Source organism: Kribbella sp. NPDC000426 (genome assembly GCF_040300265.1).
GTDB lineage: Bacteria > Actinomycetota > Actinomycetes > Propionibacteriales > Kribbellaceae > Kribbella.
In genome coordinates this window covers 175,801-195,717 of record NZ_JBEPDK010000011.1, presented here as the reverse complement: position 1 = coordinate 195,717, position 19,917 = coordinate 175,801, and the positions used below count along the sequence as shown (strand labels likewise).

The following is a 19,917-nucleotide window of genomic DNA, read 5'->3' as shown; positions in this document are numbered from 1 at the left end:
TCCGTCCCCCTTTCGGCGAGTGCGCAGTATCGCAGCTCAGGGCCCGGCACCGTCGGGAACCCGATCAGCGGTCCCTCTTGACTGCGCCGCTCCCACCGCTTACGGTCGCCATTAAATCGATTGACCACACACTTTGCAACAAAATGTGCTCTGGTCAATCGATTGATCACAGTTCCCAGACCAAGAGTCCAGTTGAAGGAGACTCGCGATGCCCATCGCCTTTGGGACGCGGACGCGTGCGCTGGTCGCCGCGACGACCGCCGCAGCACTGATCTCGCTCGCCGCCTGTTCGAATGCCGATTCCGGCGCACAGGCCGGGAACGCGTCCGGCCCCCAGAAGGTCGTGCTGATGAACTGGGAGGCACTGGAGGGTTCGCCCCTCGAGCCCGTGCTGAAGCAGTTCACCGCCGACACCGGGATCCAGGTCGAGTACCAGTTCGCCGCCTCCGGCAGCGACTACTGGCCCAAGACGCGCGCAGTACTGGGGTCCAACAACCCGCCCGACATCATGCGTATCGACGACGACTTCCTGCCGTACTACGCCTCCACCGGCAAGCTGCAGGACCTCCGCGACGACATCTCGTCCGCCGGCATGAAAGCCGGCGACTACTACGACGCGGTCTACAACAGCACCGTCCAGCAGGACGGATCCATCCCGGCCTGGAGCCTGGGAATCCAGCCCCGGGTGATCTTCTACAACAAGAAGATGTTCAAGGAGGCCGGCGTACCGACTCCCCCGACGACCTGGTCCGGCAAGGGCTGGACGTGGGACGACTTCGTCAAAGCGGCCCAGAAGCTGACGATCAAGGACAAGCGCTGGGGCGCCGACGTCGTCGACGACTCCGCCTTCGAGACGCTGTACTCGGTCAACAACGGCGGCGAAGGCCGCTGGACCAAGGACGGCAAGGGCTTCGCGCTCGCGGATCCGCCCGGCCAGGAAGCCGTGCAGTGGGTCGCGGACCTGACCTGCAAGTACGGCGTGCAACCGGCCTGGTCGGAGCTGTCGCAGAGCGGGAAGGGCGCGGAGATGTTCGCCGCGGGCCAGATCGGCATGATCGAGCGCGCTTCGAGCTTCGTCGACTACTTCCGGAGCAACGTGAAGGGCTTCGACTGGGACGTCGCGCCGGTGCCGGCGGGTTCGGCCGACCAGATCACCCAGGGCAACCAGCTCGTGTTCGCGATCCCGAAGGCCGCGGCGAACAAGGATGCCGCGTGGAAGCTGCTGCAGTACCTGACCACCGCGAAGGGAGCCGACCAGTTCGCCAAGGCCGGCGCGTTCATTCCCGGTCTGAAGTCGTCGGCCGAGCTGGCCGGGAAGCCGGTCGCCGGCAAGCCGCCCGCGAATGCCGCTCTCATCCTCGGCGCTGCTGATCACTCGTTCCGGTCCGGACGGGTCGAGAACATCGAGGAAGCCATCGGTATCTACCGGCCCGCGCTCGATCCGGTCAAGAACTGTCAGGCCAGGGCGTCCGACGTACTGCCGAAGGTGAAGCCCGACGTGCTCTCGACGATCAATCCGTAAGGAAACCGATGACAACTGTCGAGACGGCACGACCGCCTGTGGAGCGGCGCCCCGAGGTCGGCGGGAGGAAGACGGCGCGCCCCCGCCGGTCCCTCGTCGGGTACCTGTTCGTCGCACCGCTGATGATCGGGCTGGGCGTCTTCCACCTCTATCCGATGCTGCTGACGATCTATGCCTCCTTCACCAAATGGGACGGGTTGACACCGAAACACTGGGTCGGCCTGGACAACTACACCAAGCTCATCACCCGGGATGCGTTGTTCCACCAGGTCGTGCGCAACACGTTCCTGTTCATGCTCGGCGCCATTCCGCTGACGGTCCTGATCTCGCTCGTCCTGGCCGCGCTGATCAGCTCTCCGCGGCGGTCGATGGTCGTGTACCGGCTCGCGTTCTTCGTGCCGTACGTTGCCAACTCGGCAGCCGTCGCTGTGGTGTGGTTCCGGTTGTACTCGGGACGCGACGGCGTACTCAACTCGATCCTCGGCGCCGTCGGCATCCATGGCCCGGACTGGCTGGTCACCTCCCCGTGGGCGCTGGTCGCGGTGATTATCGCCAGTGTGTGGCAGAGCCTGGGTTATCCGATGATTGTCCTGATCGCCGGCATCCAGTCGATCTCGGAGTCCGTGAACGAGGCCGCGGCCATCGACGGCGCCGGTCGCTTCCGGCGGTTCCGCTACATCACGCTGCCGCTGCTGACCCCGTCGTTGTTCTTCGTCACCATCAGCCAGTTCGTCCTCAGCTTCCAGGTCTTCGGGATCGTGTACGTGATGACTCACGGCGGACCCGAGCACGACACCGACATGTACCTGACCCGCTTGTTCAACGTCGCTTTCGGGTCGGGTCAGCTCGGCTACGCGTCGGCGATGTCCTGGTTGCTGTTCCTCATCATCGGAGCCCTCACGATTCTCCAGTGGCGGCTGCAGAGAGCCTGGGTGTTCTACGAATGAACCAGACCAACGATCTCGGGGCCGCCACCCGCCTGCTCGCGAACCCTCGCTTCACGCGGACCCTGTACTACGCGATGCTGACCGTCCTCGCGCTGGGATTCCTGTTCCCGCTGCTCTGGATGATCGGTACGTCGTTCAAGTCCGGGCCTGACGCAGTCACCCATCCGTCGTCGATCATCCCGGCCCATCCGACACTGGCGAACTACGCCGACGCGTTCCACATCCTGCCGCGGTACCTGTGGAACAGCGTCGAGCTCGCGTTCCTCAACGTGGTGTTCCTCCTGGCGGTGGCATCACTCGCAGGCTTCGCCTTCGCCCGCCTGGACTTCCCCGGACGAGACCTGCTCTTCCTCGTCGTGCTCGGCTCGGCCCTGGTGCCGGGCATCGTGTACCTGATCCCGCAGTACGCCGTGTTCCGCGACTGGGGCTGGGTGGACACGCACTATCCGCTGTGGGTTCCGCGCGCCTTCACGCCCGTGTTCGGCACCTTCCTGATGAGACAGTTCTTCCTGGGAATCCCGAAGGAACTGGAAGAGGCGGCCCGCATCGACGGCGCGGGGGTCTTCACGATCTTCTCGCGGATCATGCTCCCGCTCGGGACACCTGCATTGGCCACGGTCGCGCTGTTCACCTTCGTCGACTCCTGGAACGACCTTCTGGGTCCGTTGATCTTCGTGAACTCGCAGCGGCTGCAGACGGTCCCCGTCGCCCTCGCCCTGTTCCGCGGTCTGGAGTTCAGCAACACGTCCGCTCTGATGGCGGCCGCGACGATCACGATCGTCCCGGTGTTCGCCGTCTTCATCCTTGCCCAGCGCTACTTCGTCGCCGGGATCACACTGTCCGGAATGAAGGGATAGTCGATGTCGATCATCACCAAGATCGAGACATTCGTCGGAGGCACCCTGTGCGTGGTGCGGGTGACCACCGACGACGGACTGGTCGGCTACGGCCAGACCGCTCCGTCGGTGCCGGAGATCACCGAACAAGTGCTGCACCGGTTGGTGGCCCGGCACTTCCTCGGCCGCGACCCTTGGGAGTTGGCCGCCCTCGTCGACGAGACGGTGCGCGCCGAGTACAAGTACCTCGGCGGTTTCCTGTTCCGAGCGCTCAGCGGTGTCGATACCGCGATCTGGGACTGGCAGGGACGCGCCACCGGACAACCGGTGTACAAGCTGCTCGGAGGCGCAGTACGCAACCGGGTGCCGGTCTACGCCTCCAGCATGAGCCGCGAACTCCCGGTCGACGAAGAGGTCGGCCGGATCGCGGACGCCGTCGAGAAGTACGGGCTTCGGTGCGCGAAGGTCAAGGTCGGGATCAGGAACGGCCGCGACGCCGAACTCTGGGAAGGGCGGACCGCGGCCCTGGTGCCGGCCATGCGGAAACGCTTCGGCGACGACTTCTGGCTCAGCGCCGACGCCAACGGCGCCTACTCCCCCGGCGGCGCCGTCCAGGTCGGCCGGAAGCTCGAGGAGTACGGCGTCTTCCATCTCGAGGAGCCGAATCCCTGCTGGGAGCTCGACAACATGAAGTACGTCGCCGATCACCTCGATCTCCCGATCGGCGCCGGCGAACAGGAGTGGTCGCTGGAGATCATCCGGCGGATGATCGCCGAGCGGTTGGTGGACGTGATCCAGCCGGACGTCTGCTACGTCGGCGGCATGACCCGTGCCCGGCAGGTCGCGCAGCTGGCCGACCTCAACGGCATCCCCTGCACGCCACACAGCTCGGGGCACTCGCTGATCAAGATCTTCACCGCGCACCTCGTGATGGCGTCGCCGGCCTGCACGCAGTTCCAGGAATGGAGTGTCGAACCACCTGGCAACCCGCCGGCGTCATCGACCAAGGAGCCACGGCTGAGCGGGTTCACCTCAGAGGTGTACAGCCCGATTCCGCAAGTGGACGACGGCTACATCACGCTCGACGACACACCGGGATGGGGAATGGAGATCCTGCCCTCGTTCCTGGAGCAGGCCGCGCGCCAAGTGACGGGGCTCGAGTGACCGAGTTCGACGGGCCGCTGTGGGGAGAGGCGACGAACCACGCTCTCCGCGCATTCCCCATCACCGGCCGCCGGATGCCCGAACTCTTCATCCACAGCATCGTCGAGATCAAACGCGCGGCGGCCCTCACCAACACCGAACTCGGGCTGGTGGACGCCGACCGGACGAAGGCCATCGTGGCGGCCTGCGACGAGGTACTCGCCGGCAAGCACGCAGACCAGTTCCCCGTCGACGTGTACCAGACCGGCTCGGCGACCTCGAGCAACATGAACGTCAACGAGGTCATCGCCTCGATCGCGACCACCGCATCCGGGCTCGAAATCCTCCCGCACGAGCACGTCAACCGCGGCCAGTCGTCGAACGACGTGGTGCCCTCGGCCATGCGGATCGCGTTCCTGCGCGCGCAACGGAACCAACTGCTTCCGGTACTGCGGGAGCTGTCGGCAGCGTTGATGGTCAAGGCCGACGAGTTCTGGCCGGTCCTGAAGATCGCCCGAACCCATCTCCAGGACGCCACACCGATGCGACTCGGTCAGGAGTTCTGGGGCTGGTCCGGACAGCTCGACGCCGCTGTTACACGCATCGAACGCGCCTCGGAAGAGCTGCACGTCCTGCCTCTGGGCGGCACTGCGGTCGGTACCGGAGTCGGAGCAGCGGCAGGCTTCGCCGCCCGCACCTGCGAACACCTCTCCGAGCGCTTGGACCTCCGGCTCACCGAGGCGACCAACCACTTCTGGGCGCAGAGCACCCTCGACAGCACACTCTCCGCCCACGCGGCAGTCCGGACCGCGGCGCTGTCCTTGAACAAGGTTGCCTGCGATATCCGTCTGCTCGCCACCGGGCCGCGCGCCGGGCTGGGAGAGCTGCGGGTTCCCGACGTACGGGTGTCGAGCAGCATCATGCCCGGCAAGGTGCCACCTTCGGTGATCGAAGCGGTGACCATGGCCGCGGCCCGGGTCGTCGGCAACGACGCGGTGATCACGTTCGCCCAGTCGGGCAGCATCCTGCAGCTCAACGTGATGATGCCTGCCGCGATCGAGGCGTTCCTCGAATCGGTCGACCTGCTCTCGTCGGCCACCGGCAACTTCACCCAGCAATGTGTGCGTGGAATCGCGGCGACCGAGGTCGGGCCCGAGAATGTCCGGTCGAGCGTGATGTTGACGACGGCTCTGACGCCGCACATCGGCCACCACGCGGCCGCTGCGATCACCGAGGAGGCGCTGTCCACTGGAGACCCGGTCGATGTTGTGGCCGCCCGGCACGGGATCCCTCCGGAGCAGTTCTGGACCTGGTGCGATCCCAAGGCCATGACCGGTGCCGACGACGACCGTCCTTGGAGAAAGGCCGAGGAATGATCTGGCGTCAGCGGAGTTGGAAGCCTTGGGTGTGGAGGGCTTCGCGGAGGTGTTCGCGGCCGTTGAGGCCGGCGATGGTTCCGAAGCGGTTGGCGACCCGGTCGATCCAACCGGTGGGCATGCCGGCGGTGGTGTAGAACGCGTTGAGTACCGCCTCGTAGGTCTGGACGTGGGCAGCCTGCTGGTCCAGGTCGTACTGCTCGTGATGAAGTACGGCGTCCTGGGGAAGGCGGGGCTTCACCGCGGTCTCGGCGAGGCGGTCCGGGTGGCCGACCGTCAGGCCGAAGACCGGGAACACGTGCGGAGGCAGGCCGAGCTCGGCCGCGATCTCGAGCGGGCGGTTCCGGATCGCGCCGACGAACACGGTCCCGAGACCGAGCGACTCGGCGGCCAGGGATGCGTTCTGAGCTGCCAGGGCGACGTCGACGAACGCCAGTACGGCGGCCTCGACGAAGTCGGCTCCTTCCGCGGCGCCGGACGCAAGCTCGGTCGTCACCTGGCGCGCCCGCGCCAGATCCGCCAGCCAGACCAGGAACAGCGGCGCCTGCTCAATGAAGTGCTGATCACCGGCGAGCGCGGCCAACCTGGTACGCCGTTCGTCGTCGCGGACGGCGACGACACTCCACAACTGCAGGTTGCCGGAGGTCGGAGCCGACTGCGCGGCGGCGATCAGCGCCGTCAGGGTGTTGTCGGAGACCGGATCGGGGCGGTAGCTGCGTACCGAGCGGTGATCCAGCTGTTGCGCGATCACCTCCGACCACGCTGCCGGCGGTTCGAACGGCAGGTCAACGCCGTACCTCAGTCCGAAGGGCGAGGTGGTCATCGTTCTCCTCGGGTCAGGACCGCTGCGCGGTGCCGTGGATGCCGTGCTGGTCGATGCGCGCGAGGTCCTCGTCCGTCAGCGGCGGGAAGTCGAGAGCAGCAACGTTGTGGTCCAGTTGGCCGGTGGAACTCGCACCGATCAGCGCGGTGGTGATCTCCGGTCGCCGCAGAACCCATTGCAGGGCCAGTTGGGCGAGCGACTGGCCGCGGTCGTGAGCGATCTTGTTCAGCGCGGCGGCCCGCTCGCGGTAGACGTCGTCGAGCTGCTCCGGCTTGAGGAAGGCGCTGGCGGCCGCGCGTGCGTCGGGCGGGACTGTTCCGTCGAGGTACTTGTCGGTCAGCAGCCCTTGTGCCAAGGGGCTGTAGGCAACAAGTCCGAACCCCTCGGCCGATGCGAGCTCGAGCAGCCCGCTGGTCTCCGGCGTACGGTCGAAGATCGAGTACCGCGGTTGGTGGACGAGCAGCGGTACGTCGGCGCTCCGCAACAGCGCTGCCACTTCGCGGGCCCGATCGGTCGGGTAGTTCGACACCCCGACGTACAGCGCCTTGCCCTGGTGCACGGCGCTGACCAACGCGCCGACGGTCTCGTCCAGCGGCGTCGAGGGATCGAAGCGGTGGTGGTAGAAGATGTCGACGTACTCGGTGCCGAGGTCTCGCAGGCTGTGGTCGAGCGACGCGAGCAGGGACTTGCGTGATCCGCCGCTGAGATACGGGCTCGGTCCGATCGGGTTGCCGGCCTTTGTGGTCAGGACCAGTTCATCCCGGTACGGCGCGAGGTCGGCGCGCAGTACCCGCCCGAAGAACTGCTCGGCCGCCCGGTGCGGCGGACCATACCGGTTCGCGTTGTCGAAGTGGGTGATGCCGAGTTCGAACGCGTGCAGCACGATCTCCCGCTGCCGCTCGAACGGGTAGTCGGCACCGAACTTCTGCCACAACCCCAGCGACAGCGCCGGCAGCGCCAGCCCCGACCCACCGGCCTTCCGGTACTCGAGCCGCTGGTATCGCTCGTCGTTCGCGCGGTACGTCGTCACAACACCCGATTCTTCCCGACCTCGGCCCCGGCGCGATTGCGTCTCAGCCGGTGACACGGAGGGCCGTGAGGAACCAGGTGAAGACCGGGGCGAGAGAGGGCGGTGGCTCGTTGCCGTTCACAACAGCCAGCAGGTGCCAATACCGCTCGAGCAGTGCGTCGCTGCCGACCTCCAACCGGCGTGCGACCCGCGCCCGGTACTCCGCTCTGTCGGCTTCGCCGAAGGTCTCGCAGTACTGCGTGATCAACGCGTCCAGGATCGGCTTTGCTGCATCGGACGTGGGATCGACGCAGTCGGCGATCGCCTGCTCGACGGTACGACGTACGAACACCGTGAGGTCGTGGTGCAAGCCGGTCCGGTCCCCCGCTGCCCTCTCCTGGGCCTGATGCTCCGCCGCCCGGCGTACGGCCGCCTTGAAGTCGGGCTCGCCGACCAGCTCGGCCAGCTCGAGCCACCCCTCGAGCTGTTCGGGCGTCGGCTCCGCGGGGAGCTCGGGCATCGCCGAGCGGAGCAAGTCGACGAGCTCCGGATTCGCATCGAGGTCGCCGAATGCCTCGTCGATGAAGTCCATGATCAGACGACGCCGTTCCAGGTCGGACAGCTCAGCCAGTCGGTGCACGAGTTGCAGCTCCTCAGGTCGCGAGCCGCGCCGGGCCACCATCCGCAGGACCGCTCGCCGGATCCGCAGGCCCTGGATCTGCACATCCAGGGCCTCGGCATGGGCCGCGGCCACCTCGGGAACGGTCCGCTCCCGCTCCAGCACCTGCTGGATGGTCGGGAGATCGATACCTAGTTCCCTCAGCGTGCGCACAAGCTCCAGCCGCGCCAGCGAGTCGAGGTCGTAGCGGCGGTAACCGGACGGACTCCGGTCGGTCGGAGGCAACACGCCGCGGTCGGAGTAGAACCTGATCGTCCGCACCGCAAGCCCGGTGCGCTCGGCCAGGTCACCGATCGAGAAGAGTGTGTTGTCTCCAGTGGTCATGGCCCCACTGTGCAGTCTCCATCTGGTGGAGACGCAAGTCGGTTCCGCACATGATCAGAGGCTGTGGACCAGGCCTCCGTCGCAGCGGACGGCCGTTCCGGTTCTGTAGGACGCCCGGTCGCTGCAGAGGAACGCTCCGACGGCGGCGAACTCGGGGACAGCACCGAGGCGGCCGGTCGGGACCTGGGCGGCTTCCTCGGCCTGGATGTCTGCCGCGGATCGGCCGGCTCGTTCGGCCTTGGCCGCTTCGACGGCGTCGTGGCGCGGGGTCCTGAACCCGCCCCCGAGGAGGAGGTTCGCCTCACCCCGTCCGCTGCGACTGGGTTGCGAGGACGAAGCAGGGCACCGCGGAGGAGAACCGCCGCAAGGTGCGCCGGAGTGCACCCCGTCAACCGTGGTCGGCATGTACCCCTGATCGACATCGGTATCTCACCTGGTCTGCGGCCGACGACCTCGGCCGCAGACCGGACCGACCGGTCCCTCGACATCGGTAGGGCCGGCACGCTGAGCAGGCCACGTGGTAACGAGACAACCGAGACAGAAGGGCGGTCGAGTCGTGCGAACCAACCAGCTGGAGGCATTCAGTGACGGGGTGCTGGCGATCATCGTCACGGTGATGGTGCTGGAGATGAAGGTTCCGGACGGTCCGAGCCTGTCGCAGCTCATGCACACGACGGGTGTCGGGCTGCTGACCTATCTGCTCAGCTTCGTCTTCGTGGGCATCTACTGGAACAACCACCATCACATGTTTCACCTGGTGGAGCGGGTAAGCGGCGGGGTGCTGTGGGGAACCAGGCGTTGTTGTTCCTCCTGTCGCTGTTCCCGTCCACGACAGCCTGGATGGACGAGACGAGGTTCGCGCAGACCCCGGTCGTCACGTACGGCCTGACCCCTCGCCGCAGGCGTTGCGTACTTCGCCCTCCAGACGATGATCATCCGCCAACAGGGGCCGGCGTCGGCATCGCCCTGGCCTGCTTCGTCGCCGCGGCAATTATCTGGATCGCCCCGGACCGCCGCATCGACCGCCTCCTCCGCAACTACCAGCCCACCGGCTGACGGCGGGTCAGGGCCGGGGCGGCGGACCGGTCGTCCGAGGGATGGTGACGGTGAAGGCGGCGCCGCCATTGGAGGATGAGCCGACTTCGATCGTGCCGCCGTGCCTCTCGACGATCTTGGCGGTGATCGCGAGACCGAGACCGGCGCCACCGGCCTCGCGGGTTCGGGCCGGGTCGAGGCGCACGAACCGGTCGAAGACCCGCGACCTGTCCGCAGGTGCGATGCCGGGTCCGTCGTCGGCGACCGTCAGGAGCACGCGGCCGGCGGACTCCGACAGCGCGAACGTGACGAGGCTCCGAGCATGTCGCGCGGCATTGTCGGCGAGATTGCCCACCATCCGCGCAAGCTCGACTCCGTCGCCGCAGACCTGGCCCGCCGAAACCGCCGCCGTATCGATCGTCAGGCTCGTTGCCTCGCGCAACTGCCTCGCCGTCGCGAACACCACGTCATCGAGGTCGACCGGTGCGTGCCGCGCGGCCGGCTCCTCATCGGCCCGGGCGAGCAGAAGGAGATCGTCGACCAGACCCTGCATCCGCAGATCCTCGGCGAGCACCGTGGCGGCCAGTTCAGCGACACTGGTGCGGTCAGGATGCGCCCGGGCCACCTCCGCGTGCTGGCGGATGGTCGCGATCGGCGACCGCAGTTCGTGCGAAGCATCCGAGACGAACTGCAGCCTGCTCTCGTGGGATCGCTGCAGACGGTCGAGCATCCGGTTCATCGTCGTTGCCAGACGCCCGACCTCATCCCTGCGCGCGGCGGGAACGCGCCGATGGAGCTCGGCCGCGGTGATCTCGTCGACTTCTCGCCGGATCGCGGTAACCGGGGCCAGCATCCGGCCGGTCACGAGCCACGTCACGCCCCCGACCACGCCCATCATCAACGGCACGCCGACCACGAGCACCCGCCGTACGAAACGCGTCGAGTCCAGAACGTCGACCAGCGGCCGCCCCACGATCACCTCCCCCGCACCGGAGGTCGCCGAGGCGAAGACGAAGTCCTCGGTGTAGCCGGGAGGCTCGACCTCGACGCAACCGCTGCCTGGAGAGGCAATACGCCGAGCTCCGTCAGCCGGATCGACCCATTGGATCAGCTCGCCGGCCGTCGACGCCTGACGATCGTTGCCCGCAGCAAGTTGTGCGGCCCGTTCGCGCGAGTCCTGGCAGACCTGATCAGTGAGCACGTTCCCCAGCAGCGCGACGAGCACCAGAGCCCCGCCCACCAGAGCGATGCCGACGACCAGGACCGCAGCCAGCGTCACCCGTATCCGCATCACGTCACCTCACTCCATCATGCGATAGCCGGCTCCGCGCAACGTCGTGATGCAGTCGCTCCCGAGCTTGCTGCGCAACCGGCGGATGTACACCTCGACGATGTTCGGGTCACCCTCGAAGTCGTAGTCCCAGACGTGATCCAGGATCGTTCGCTTCGAGACGACCTGCCCTCGTCGACGGATCAGGAACTCCAGAAGTGCCAGCTCGCGCGCCGTCAGCACCAGCTCGGTGTCTCCCCGCCAGGCTCGTCGAGCGGCCGGGTCCATGCGCAGGTCACCGGCTTCGAGGACACACGGGCGCTCCGGCGTACCTCGGCGTACGAGGGCACGCAGGCGAGCGACCAGAACGTCGTACGAGAACGGCTTCGTCAGGTAGTCGTCGGCGCCGGTGTCGAGCGCCCGCACCAGGTCGGCGTCCGCATCTCTTGCCGTGAGCATCAAGATCGGCGTCCAGACACCCTCGCCGCGCAACGTCGCGCAGATCTCGAAGCCGTCGATCTGCGGCAGCATGATGTCGAGCAACATGACGTCGTACGCCTGCTCCCGGGCCAGCCACAGCCCGTCCGTGCCGGTCAGAGCGATGTCGACCGCATAGCCCTCGGCCTCCAGACCGTTCCGGACACCCACGGCCAGGCGGAGCTCGTCCTCAACCACCAGTGCGCGCATCTGCCACCTCCCGGCGACTGTGCACCATTCTCGCTGAATCCCCGCTGAACGCGCGTCCGACGAAGGTTCAGCAGAGGTTCAGCCGCGCACACCTACCGTCGTTCCATGACCACCATCGAGGCAAGCGGTCTGTGCAAGCGGTACGGCGCCCGCACCGCACTCGACGGCCTGACGTTCACGGCGGACGCGGGCCAAGTGATCGGTCTCCTCGGGCCAAACGGCGCCGGCAAGACCACCGCGATCCGGCTGCTCACCACAATCCTCGAGCCGACCGGTGGAACGTTCACTATCGCCGGCATCCCCAGCGAACAACCGCAACAGATCAGGCAGCGCATCGGCGTACTGCCCGAGAGCGGCGGCTATCCGGGCCGCCAGTCGGGGGCTGAGTACCTTCGGTACGCCGCGCGGCTGTTCGGTCTGAGCAGGCTCGATGCACGAGCCGCAGCTGAGCGGCTACTGGCCGATGTCGGTCTGGGCGAACGCGCCGGTGCGCGGATCTCGACGTACAGCCGAGGTATGAAGCAGCGTCTGGGCATCGCCAGAGCGCTCGTCAACGAGCCTGTGGTGGTGTTCCTCGACGAGCCGACCCTGGGACTCGATCCGGCCGGTCAGGGCGAAATCCTCGCCACCATCTCGGATGTCGCCCGGCGGCGGGGTGCAACCGTCGTGCTGTCGACCCACACGCTGACCGAGGTCGAGCAGGTGTGCGACAACCTGCTCATCCTCGACCGCGGCAAGCTCCGGGCCGCCGGCCCGATCGCCGAGATCGTCGCCGGAGCCGGCAGCCTGAGTTCCGCGTTCCTCCAACTCACCGGGCAGGACAGCCATGACTAGCTGGAACGTCGTCGCAACCCAGGAGAGCCGCGACCTCTGGATCGGCGGGCGCGGCCCGGTGCTGATCTTCGGGTACAGCATCCTGTTGAGTGCGATCACCTACCTGGCCGCCACCAACCGGGCGATGAACTTTCTCGAGCAGCGCGAGGCCGTGAACCTCATGGTTCAGATCGCTCTGGCCGTCGGCGTCCTCATCACGGTCGCGGTCAGCGCCGACACGATCAGCGGCGAACGCGAACGCGGCACTTTGGAGGCTCTCCTGCTCACACCGGCGCCGCGGCGTGCGGTCGTCCTCGGCAAACTCGCGGCCGCCACGACGATCTGGTTGGCCTGCCTGATCGTCGCGCTCCCGTACCTGTGGGTCCTTGGGCGCGGTGTCTCCGGAGCGGGCCAGGCGGCCGTGCTGACACTGGTGGTCGGCACGCTTGTGGCTGTCGGGCTCGGAGGTCTCGGGATGATCTTCAGCGCCTGGTCGAACTCCAACAGGACCAGCCTCGCGAGCGGCCTGCTGCTGCTTCTCGTACTGTTCGCGCCGACGCAACTCCCGGCGCTGCCGAAGACAGGCTTCGGCCAGGTACTGACCCGGATCAATCCCATCGGATCCGCTCTGCACTACATCTCACAGGTCCTGGTCGCCCGCCGTGGCTGGACCCAGGACCTCGGCTACCTCATCTCACCGCTGGTCATCGCCGTGGCCGCGGTCGGGGTCATCCTCGTTGCGGCTCCGCGACTCGTCCGGCTGACTGCGGGGACACGATGAACCTCCTGGGCTTGATCGCACCTCTGCTGCTCGATGATCCGACGATCACCATGGACCACGACCAATTGACCGCTCAGATCGGCCAGACCCTCACGGTCGAGTCGGTCGTCAGCAACTCCGGCGCCGGCGTCGCGCATCTCAACGTCGTCAGCCTCGACGGCGTCTACGTCGACCTCGAGGACTGGAGCCAGGACGTCACGCAGCCAGTCCCTGCCGGCGAGCAGAGCTCGTTGGAGTGGGACTTCCAGGCCGTCAACCCAGGGCATTTCGCGGTGTACGTCGTACTCATCCCGAAGAACGGCGCCCTCGTCGCCGGGCCTCCCGTCCACGTCACCGTCATCCCGCACCAGACCCTCGATACCGGCGGCGCGCTACCGGTCGCGATCGCCGTACCAACCCTGCTCGGCGCAGCCGCACTCATCACCCGTCTGAGGACCCGCTGACGCGGCCGGGTGGGCCAACGAGCTGGATGAGGTGGGCGGCGGCTTCCAGAAGTGGGACGTCGGAGCGGGGCAGTTCGTCGTGGATGTCCGCTACCCATGCCGGGCCATCGCCCTCGTTGCGGAGTACCTCCAGCAGGTCGTCGGGAGTCCCCACCTGCACGCCGTACCACGACCACACCCCCACCTACACGCCATACGACGACCACGGCACGACCGCACGTCGTACGAAGACGCGTGGTCGCCTGCGCGCAGTACGACGGCCCCGCCCGCACGCCGTACGACAGACGCGCCTCGCCTGCACGCCGTACGACGATCCCGCCGTACGCCGGCCACCTTGCCACCCGCAGTCCGTAGCACGGCCACGTCGTCGCCCGCACGCCGTACGGCGACCACGGCACGACCGGCACGCCGTACGCCGGCCCTCGTCACCACACCCACGCCGTACGACGAGCACATGGTCGCCGCCCACACGCCGTACGACGACCACAGCCCTCACCTGCACGTCGTACGGCGAGCGTGGCACGACCCGCACGCCGTACGCCAGCCCCGTCACCACCCCCACGCTGTACGACGAGCACACGGCCCCCGCTCCCATGCCGTACGGCCGCCTCTTTACCGCAGCACGCCGTACGACGGGCGCATGGTCGCCCGCATGCTGTGCGGCGGACGCGTGGTTGCCTGGTGTGGGCTGCCGCGCGGGTTGGCGGGGTGAAGGGATTCGGGTGGCTGGGGTGGGCATGGCGTCACGCTGGCGGTTTGGTTGGTGTGTTGGGGCCTGGCGACGCGGTGGGCGCGTTGTTGGCGAACGAATGCACGGTGTTCCCCGGTCCGATGGATCGCTCCCGCGATCAGTTCTACGTGTTGGTGTCGACGGGTGTTCGGGGGGGCGCGGGATTGCGGGATGCGTCGTACGCTCTGAAGGAGGACTTGCGGTGGGGACGGTGACGTCGGGGGGCGGGTTATGGGAGTTACCCCAGCGGAGGTGGCTGCGTCGGTAAAGCGCTCGGGCGCGGGGGGCGGGAAAGCGGCGGCGCGGCAGGGACGGCAGGGTGGCCGTGCGGACGTGGGTGATCTGCGCCAGCGGGCCGGGAATCGTGCGGCTGCTCGGCAGTTGGCGCCTTCGTCTGCGGGGAGTGGCGAACTGTCCGCTGAAGACCTGGGCTATGTCACGGACGACAGCGGTCAGGTCTGGGACGTCAATGATGACGGCATGGTGAATGTGTGGTCGGAGGAACGCCAGCAGTGGCTGCCGATGGGCTCCCCCGAGACGGCGATCCGCCTCACTCCGCGTACTGTCAGCCGCGCCGACCTGCGGGCGAAGGAGCGCGCCGCGGCGCAACAGACGGTCCAGCCGGATCAGGAGCGAGCTGCGATGGCGGCCCTGGCCGGGACCGGGACGCTGTACCGCGACATCGTCCGGCTCGAGCACACGCCGCGTGGCTCGGGGAAGATGGCTGGTGAGTTCTCCGAATATCGGGCCGACCGGCAAGCGGCTGTGGACAAAGGGCTTGCGGCGGCTCACCTGCAATCGATCGACGAGTTCGACGACGCCGTACGGGCGCTGCGGGTGGTGGTGGCCCGGCGGGCGCGGGTGATCGCGCTGGACACCTTGAACCTCAGCGAGCAGATTCTGCGGGAGGCTCTCGGGCGTTATTCGAGCGTGGCGGAGTGCAATCGGCTGGCCACCTTGTTGCGCCCGTTCCGCCAAGGCAGGCCGCCGGATCCCCAGCAGTTCATGCGGATTCTTGACGCGCACCGGATCCTGATGAGCCCGGTAGCTCTTCGCGCGGCCGTCGCGGTGGAGATTCCGGATCTGCTGCGGGATGTCCTGCTGCAGAACGCCGAGGCTCAGCTGAACAACGTGACGAAGACTCGCGAGCGGCTCGCTGAGGATCCGGACCTCGTCCTCGAGTTCGACGAGGTTGTCGGGCAGGCTTTGGAGCAGATGGGTGCGGGGGCTGATTCCGTTCAGGCCCAGGTAATCCGCGATGGGCGTACCAAGCCTGGGAAGTCCTGGAAGCGCGAACTTCTCGACGGGATCCTGCTGGTTCTCAGCTTCGCGCTCGGGCCGCTCGGCTGGGCCGCTCGCGCCGCTCAGCTGGCCGTTGCGGTGCACGACTCGGCGGCCAATGCTTCCCATTTGAGCGATCTGCGGGCCGCGTCGCATGCCGGCGTGCCGCTCGCGACGGCTCCGCCCCAGGGCAGCGGGAGTTTCCTGGAAGCGCTCGGGATCATTGGTGGTGTCGCCGGTGTTCTGCACGTACCTGGTGGCGCGGTGCCGCAGCTCGAAGGGGAAGTCGCAGCCACCCTCGACCGGGCCCCGCCGGTGCCGCTCGGTCCGCGCCGCGCCGTACTCAAGGATGGCACCGAGGTGTTCGATGCACCCCGGCCAGCTGCCGCGCCCGCCGCTCCCCGAGCCGCCCGGCCGCCGATCGACCTCGCCCCGGATCCCACAACCGGCCACTGGTCCGCCCCCACACCAACCCCAAAGCCACTCCCCACTGCCCCGACGCCCAAGCGCCTGCCCGCGCCCACCCCAACACCAAGCTCGCTGCCAGCAACCACACGCTTGCCCACGGCAACCACCAGACCAACCTCGCTGCCAGCCACCACCCCGAAGGCGCTACCAAGCGCGCCAACACCAAAGCTCCCGGCGGCCTCAGCCTCCACAGCAGAATCCGTACCGGCCGCCGCCGCTCCCCAGCCGCTACCTGCTACTCCGACGCCAAAACTCCCAGCAGCCTCCGCCGCCACACCAGAACCCCTCCCGAGCTCCACCCCAACGGCGCTACGTACCGCGCCAACACCAAAGCTCCCATCGGGCCGCACCGCCACACCAGAACCCGTACCAGCCGCCAGCTCCGCCACACCAGCACCTGTGCCTGCCGCCGGTGCAGGCGCTCCGAAGGCGTTGCCTGCTGGGCCTACGCCGAAGCTCCTGGCAGCGCCCACGCCAGAGCCCGGCGCCGCCTCGACACCCACGTCGGCAACTGGTGCGGCCCGGCCTGCTCCCGCGGCGGCTGCGTCTGGGGCGTTGCCGGAGTCGCGGTTGTTGTCGCCGCCGCGGCCTTTGCCTACGGGGACTGCTGCGATGCTGAGTGCCGGCGACCGCACCGCCGAAGTACAGAAGGCACTGGTGCGAGCGCAGACCGAGGCGGACTCCGCGACGGACGCCCTCCGGCAGGCGGAAGAGAATCTCGCCACGGCCAAGGGCTGGCATGTAGAGACGCCCGGTGCGGATGCCAAGGCTCTGCTCGACTCGGCCAAGGAAGCACTGGCAACTGCTCGCAGCGAGGCCGCCCGGCTCGAGCGTGGCCTTGCGCTGGCACGTGCCGAGGCCTCCGAGGTGGCCCGGGCGACGGAGTCGATCGCCGAACTGGAGCGGGTCCTCGTCGACATCCGCGCCCGTCTCCGGGCCCAGGCCGAGACGACAACGTTGCCCTTACCAAGCAAGGCGTTCGGGCAACGACCCCGCTTCTCCGACCCAGGCCCCGGTGAGGTTGGCTTCGAGAACTTCCGGGACATCAGCCTGGCCCTCGAACGCGCGACCACCGAGCTCGCCGCCGAAGTACAGAACCTCAACCGCACCATCCAGCAGCAGCTGCGGCGAGCCGCGCCCGGCGAGTACGGCAAGGATCTCGCGATGACCAACGTCCGGGAGCTGGCGAAGGACCACCCGGTGCTCACGCCGGTGAACAACCTGGCGGTCGACGTGACCACCGGCAAGACGATGGCCCGTGATACCTGGCAGGCCGACCACATCATGTCGCGATCGGAGATCGGCCGGGATCCGCGCTTCAGCAAGCTCACGCCGTTGCAGCGCGAGGAGATCCTCAACGACGTACCCGAGAACTACCTGCCGCTGCGCGATGTCATCAACGAACACGTGAAACGCGGCCTCACCGTCGAGCAGTTCATCCAGCAACACCAACCACCCTTCCCACCCGAGGTCGCGGCAGCACTCCGCGCCGCGGACGCGCGCGCCCGCAAGGCGATCGAGGCGAAGTTCCGGCAATTCCTGGGCGAGTAGCCGCGGAGCCCAGGAGGCCGGGGCGCAGAGGCGCGGAGGCGCGGCGGCCCGTCGGCCGGGGGTGCGGAGGCAAGTAGGTCAGTCCTCGCCGGGGAAGCGCCCGGCAAGCAACGCCTCGTGCTCGGGCTCCACGACCACAGGTGCCGCGCCGTCTCCGAACAGGTCCGGGTGCACATACCGCCCACGAGCAGCGTCGGGCTTGGCTTCCTCCACCTGGATCCGGTGTGCCTGCGCCCAAGCGTCCTGCCGTACGCCGAGAACGACCCAGCAGACCTGCGCGCCAGGCAGGTCCGTGTGCAGGCTGAAGCTGTTGCCCTGCAACGGCCGCGTGACACCGACAGTACTCGCGCCACCCACAACTGTCAGGTGATAGCTCACGTCGGCGTTCAGCGCCTCGACGTACGCCGGCAGCTCGACGGTCGCATCACCGTCGAGGTCCGTCGTCACCGTCCCGCGGTAGACGTTGAGCATCTCCGGCGACTCCACGAACGAGTGCGACAGGTACGCGTTCGCAGGGTCGAGCGGATGATCGATCCGGAAGCCACCTCCGCCCTTGTGCAGCGTCCCCGTGATGGACACGTCGCCGAAGAACTGCCCCGCGGTCGGCCCGGAAGCGACCAGACCGATCGAACCTCCAGCTGCCCAGACGCCGGTATTGCGTCCCTGCGCAAGCACCCCCGTCATTCCGCTGGCCTGCACCGCGGACCTGAACAGGCCGTCCTGCGAGTTCGTGGCCGAGATAGCCGTGCCCGCCGACTCGACGCCCAGCTGTCCACCGGGACTCTGGGTGCCAATGCCGACGGCATCCCCGCCGTTGAACGACACGACCGTCCCGCCGGACTGGATTGCCAGAACTCCCCCGCCGACGTCGAAGATCCGCGAGCCGAACAGGGACAGCGTCGCGGGAGCATCGGGACGCCCGAACTCCACGCCGCCGTTCGTCGAAGGGGTCACGGTGAGCAGGTCCCTCCCGGACCACAGCCTGGCGCTCCCACCATCGGCGTACCAAACCCAACGCTGCCCCGCAGACGGAAACTCGACGAAGGTCCCGACAGCCCTGTCCGCGAACGAGAACCCACCAGCCGGCCCGCCGCTGTGCACCTCGCTCCCCTCCACGTGTACGACACGCTGCGGCTCCCCCGCCACACTCACCGACAACTGTCCACCGGGCGGAAGAGTGAGCCGCCGATTCACCGTGTCGATACTCAGTACGTCGGCCCCCGACCACAACCGCGCCGCACCTCCCGACGCGTACCAAACCCAGCGCTCACCAGCCCCCGGTACGTCGACATACGACCCGACAGCCCGATCGGCGAACGAGAAGCCGCCGCCCGCACCGCCGCTGTGCACTGGATCCCCCTCGACGTGCAGCGTCGTTTGCGCGGGCCCGGGAACGGCAACCGACACACGTCCCCCTCCGGACAGCAGAGACAGCGAGGCAAGGGCCGCATCCACAGACAGCAGGGAGACATCCGCGTCGCCGGACCGAGCAGTGAGCAGCAGACCGCCATCGGCGGGGACGCTGAGCGCAGCGCCTTCTTGCTGAGTCACACCGGACGCTGCGACGACTGGAGTGCGCAGCTCGAGCCTGCCCGCCGGCAACCCAGCCAAGTGACGTCGCCCCGCATCCAAAGCGGTCACCACTCCGCCCGCACCCAGAGTCACGGTAGCCAGGACGATGACGCGTCCGTCGTCCGGTACGTCGCTAGATACCAGCAACCGCAACCACGGCGTGTGCACCAGCACCGGCGCATTGAACAGCAGCCCTTGATCCTGCACCTCGCGGAACACAACCGTCAGAACGAAGGTGCCCGGCCCGCTCGAGTCGGTAGGCACGACCAGGCCGGTATCGCCGACCGACACAGTCGGCACGTTGACCATCTGACTCGGATCGACCGCCGGATCCACGATGGCCTCACCGCCCGCCGCCAGCGCAACAATCCGCCCCAGCGAGTCCAGAGCAGCACCGGGTGCCACGGTGAGACCGGCAGTATCAACAACCGCCGACACAGCCAGACCATCAGCGACGCCCCAGGAGTGCAGGCTCGACTCGGTCGCCCTGGACAGCGGCAGCAGTCCGCTCTCCACGTCCGTGAAGCTCTCGCCGTGATTGGTGGAGCCGCTGCGAATCGTGTTGGTGGACAGGTTCCAGTACTGCGTACGCACCATCGGGGTGACACTCACGGTAGGGCCTTTCCT

The 19,917-nt window shown here is 67.7% G+C and carries 19 protein-coding genes; 12 read left to right on the top strand and 7 right to left on the bottom strand.

What is annotated here, in order from left to right; translation table 11 throughout:
* Nucleotides 1–208 precede the first annotated feature (208 nt).
* The 5 genes from ABT313_RS41925 to ABT313_RS41905 are packed head-to-tail and all read left to right on the top strand — an operon-like array spanning nt 209 to nt 5,824.
* Nucleotides 209–1,522, top strand: coding sequence for an extracellular solute-binding protein (locus tag ABT313_RS41925; RefSeq protein WP_350866210.1), 1,314 nt, complete (start codon nt 209–211; stop codon nt 1,520–1,522).
* An 8-nt stretch (nt 1,523–1,530) separates the two neighbouring features.
* Complete coding sequence (locus ABT313_RS41920; protein WP_350866208.1) at nt 1,531–2,469, top strand: carbohydrate ABC transporter permease; 939 nt, start codon at nt 1,531–1,533, stop codon at nt 2,467–2,469.
* Nucleotides 2,466–3,326: a carbohydrate ABC transporter permease gene (locus ABT313_RS41915; RefSeq protein ID WP_350866207.1), complete on the top strand. Its 861-nt coding sequence runs from the start codon at nt 2,466–2,468 to the stop codon at nt 3,324–3,326. Before ABT313_RS41920 ends, ABT313_RS41915 begins: the two co-directional genes overlap by 4 nt.
* Before the next feature lie 3 nt (nt 3,327–3,329).
* Nucleotides 3,330–4,469, top strand: coding sequence for a mandelate racemase/muconate lactonizing enzyme family protein (locus tag ABT313_RS41910; protein ID WP_350866205.1), 1,140 nt, complete (start codon nt 3,330–3,332; stop codon nt 4,467–4,469).
* Nucleotides 4,466–5,824, top strand: coding sequence for a lyase family protein (locus ABT313_RS41905; protein WP_350866203.1), 1,359 nt, complete (start codon nt 4,466–4,468; stop codon nt 5,822–5,824). Before ABT313_RS41910 ends, ABT313_RS41905 begins: the two co-directional genes overlap by 4 nt.
* A 7-nt stretch (nt 5,825–5,831) precedes the next feature.
* Here ABT313_RS41905 and ABT313_RS41900 read toward each other — a convergent pair whose 3' ends face one another.
* From ABT313_RS41900 to ABT313_RS41885, 4 genes are read right to left on the bottom strand one after another with little or no spacing between them, the layout of a single operon-like run.
* Nucleotides 5,832–6,647 (bottom strand): NADPH-dependent oxidoreductase, encoded by an 816-nt coding sequence (locus ABT313_RS41900; protein WP_350866201.1) that lies wholly within the window; start codon nt 6,645–6,647, stop codon nt 5,832–5,834.
* Nucleotides 6,648–6,660: 13 nt separating this feature from the next.
* Nucleotides 6,661–7,677 carry an aldo/keto reductase gene (locus ABT313_RS41895; protein ID WP_350866199.1) on the bottom strand — a complete coding sequence of 339 codons (1,017 nt, stop codon included), beginning with the start codon at nt 7,675–7,677 and terminating at the stop codon, nt 6,661–6,663.
* Between the two features lie 43 nt (nt 7,678–7,720).
* Entirely contained in the window at nt 7,721–8,659 is a 939-nt protein-coding gene (locus tag ABT313_RS41890; RefSeq protein ID WP_350866197.1) for a MerR family transcriptional regulator, read from the bottom strand.
* Between the two features lie 54 nt (nt 8,660–8,713).
* Nucleotides 8,714–9,064, bottom strand: coding sequence for an SDR family oxidoreductase (locus ABT313_RS41885; RefSeq protein ID WP_350866195.1), 351 nt, complete (start codon nt 9,062–9,064; stop codon nt 8,714–8,716).
* Nucleotides 9,065–9,275: 211 nt separating this feature from the next.
* Here ABT313_RS41885 and ABT313_RS41880 point away from each other — a divergent pair, with 211 nt between their 5' ends.
* Both ABT313_RS41880 and ABT313_RS41875 read left to right on the top strand, forming a co-directional pair.
* Nucleotides 9,276–9,548, top strand: a complete 273-nt coding sequence (locus ABT313_RS41880; RefSeq protein WP_350866331.1) for a TMEM175 family protein — start codon at nt 9,276–9,278, stop codon at nt 9,546–9,548.
* Nucleotides 9,443–9,715 carry a hypothetical protein gene (locus tag ABT313_RS41875; RefSeq protein WP_350866337.1) on the top strand — a complete coding sequence of 91 codons (273 nt, stop codon included), beginning with the start codon at nt 9,443–9,445 and terminating at the stop codon, nt 9,713–9,715. The genes ABT313_RS41880 and ABT313_RS41875 overlap by 106 nt, the downstream gene beginning before the upstream one ends.
* Before the next feature lie 7 nt (nt 9,716–9,722).
* On the opposite strand, the gene ABT313_RS41870 is transcribed toward ABT313_RS41875, so the two are convergent.
* Complete coding sequence (locus ABT313_RS41870) at nt 9,723–10,985, bottom strand: sensor histidine kinase (protein WP_350866193.1); 1,263 nt, start codon at nt 10,983–10,985, stop codon at nt 9,723–9,725.
* A 9-nt stretch (nt 10,986–10,994) separates the two neighbouring features.
* Complete coding sequence (locus ABT313_RS41865; RefSeq protein WP_350866191.1) at nt 10,995–11,651, bottom strand: response regulator transcription factor; 657 nt, start codon at nt 11,649–11,651, stop codon at nt 10,995–10,997.
* A gap of 105 nt (nt 11,652–11,756) precedes the next feature.
* On the opposite strand from ABT313_RS41865, the gene ABT313_RS41860 reads away from it, so the two are divergent.
* The 5 genes from ABT313_RS41860 (at nt 11,757) to ABT313_RS41840 (ending at nt 17,718) form a co-directional block, all read left to right on the top strand.
* Entirely contained in the window at nt 11,757–12,485 is a 729-nt protein-coding gene (locus ABT313_RS41860) for an ABC transporter ATP-binding protein (RefSeq protein ID WP_350866190.1), read from the top strand.
* Nucleotides 12,478–13,245: an ABC transporter permease gene (locus ABT313_RS41855; RefSeq protein WP_350866188.1), complete on the top strand. Its 768-nt coding sequence runs from the start codon at nt 12,478–12,480 to the stop codon at nt 13,243–13,245. The genes ABT313_RS41860 and ABT313_RS41855 overlap by 8 nt, the downstream gene beginning before the upstream one ends.
* Nucleotides 13,246–13,256: 11 nt before the next feature.
* Nucleotides 13,257–13,688 (top strand): hypothetical protein, encoded by a 432-nt coding sequence (locus ABT313_RS41850; RefSeq protein ID WP_350866186.1) that lies wholly within the window; start codon nt 13,257–13,259, stop codon nt 13,686–13,688.
* Between the two features lie 31 nt (nt 13,689–13,719).
* Nucleotides 13,720–14,400 carry a hypothetical protein gene (locus ABT313_RS41845; protein WP_350866184.1) on the top strand — a complete coding sequence of 227 codons (681 nt, stop codon included), beginning with the start codon at nt 13,720–13,722 and terminating at the stop codon, nt 14,398–14,400.
* A gap of 351 nt (nt 14,401–14,751) precedes the next feature.
* Complete coding sequence (locus ABT313_RS41840; protein ID WP_350866182.1) at nt 14,752–17,718, top strand: hypothetical protein; 2,967 nt, start codon at nt 14,752–14,754, stop codon at nt 17,716–17,718.
* Between the two features lie 78 nt (nt 17,719–17,796).
* Here the strand turns inward: ABT313_RS41840 and ABT313_RS41835 are convergent, their stop codons facing one another.
* The gene (locus ABT313_RS41835) at nt 17,797–19,902 is read right to left on the bottom strand and encodes a hypothetical protein (protein ID WP_350866180.1); all 2,106 of its coding nucleotides are present in this window, start codon (nt 19,900–19,902) and stop codon (nt 17,797–17,799) included.
* Between the last annotated feature and the right edge of the window lie 15 nt (nt 19,903–19,917).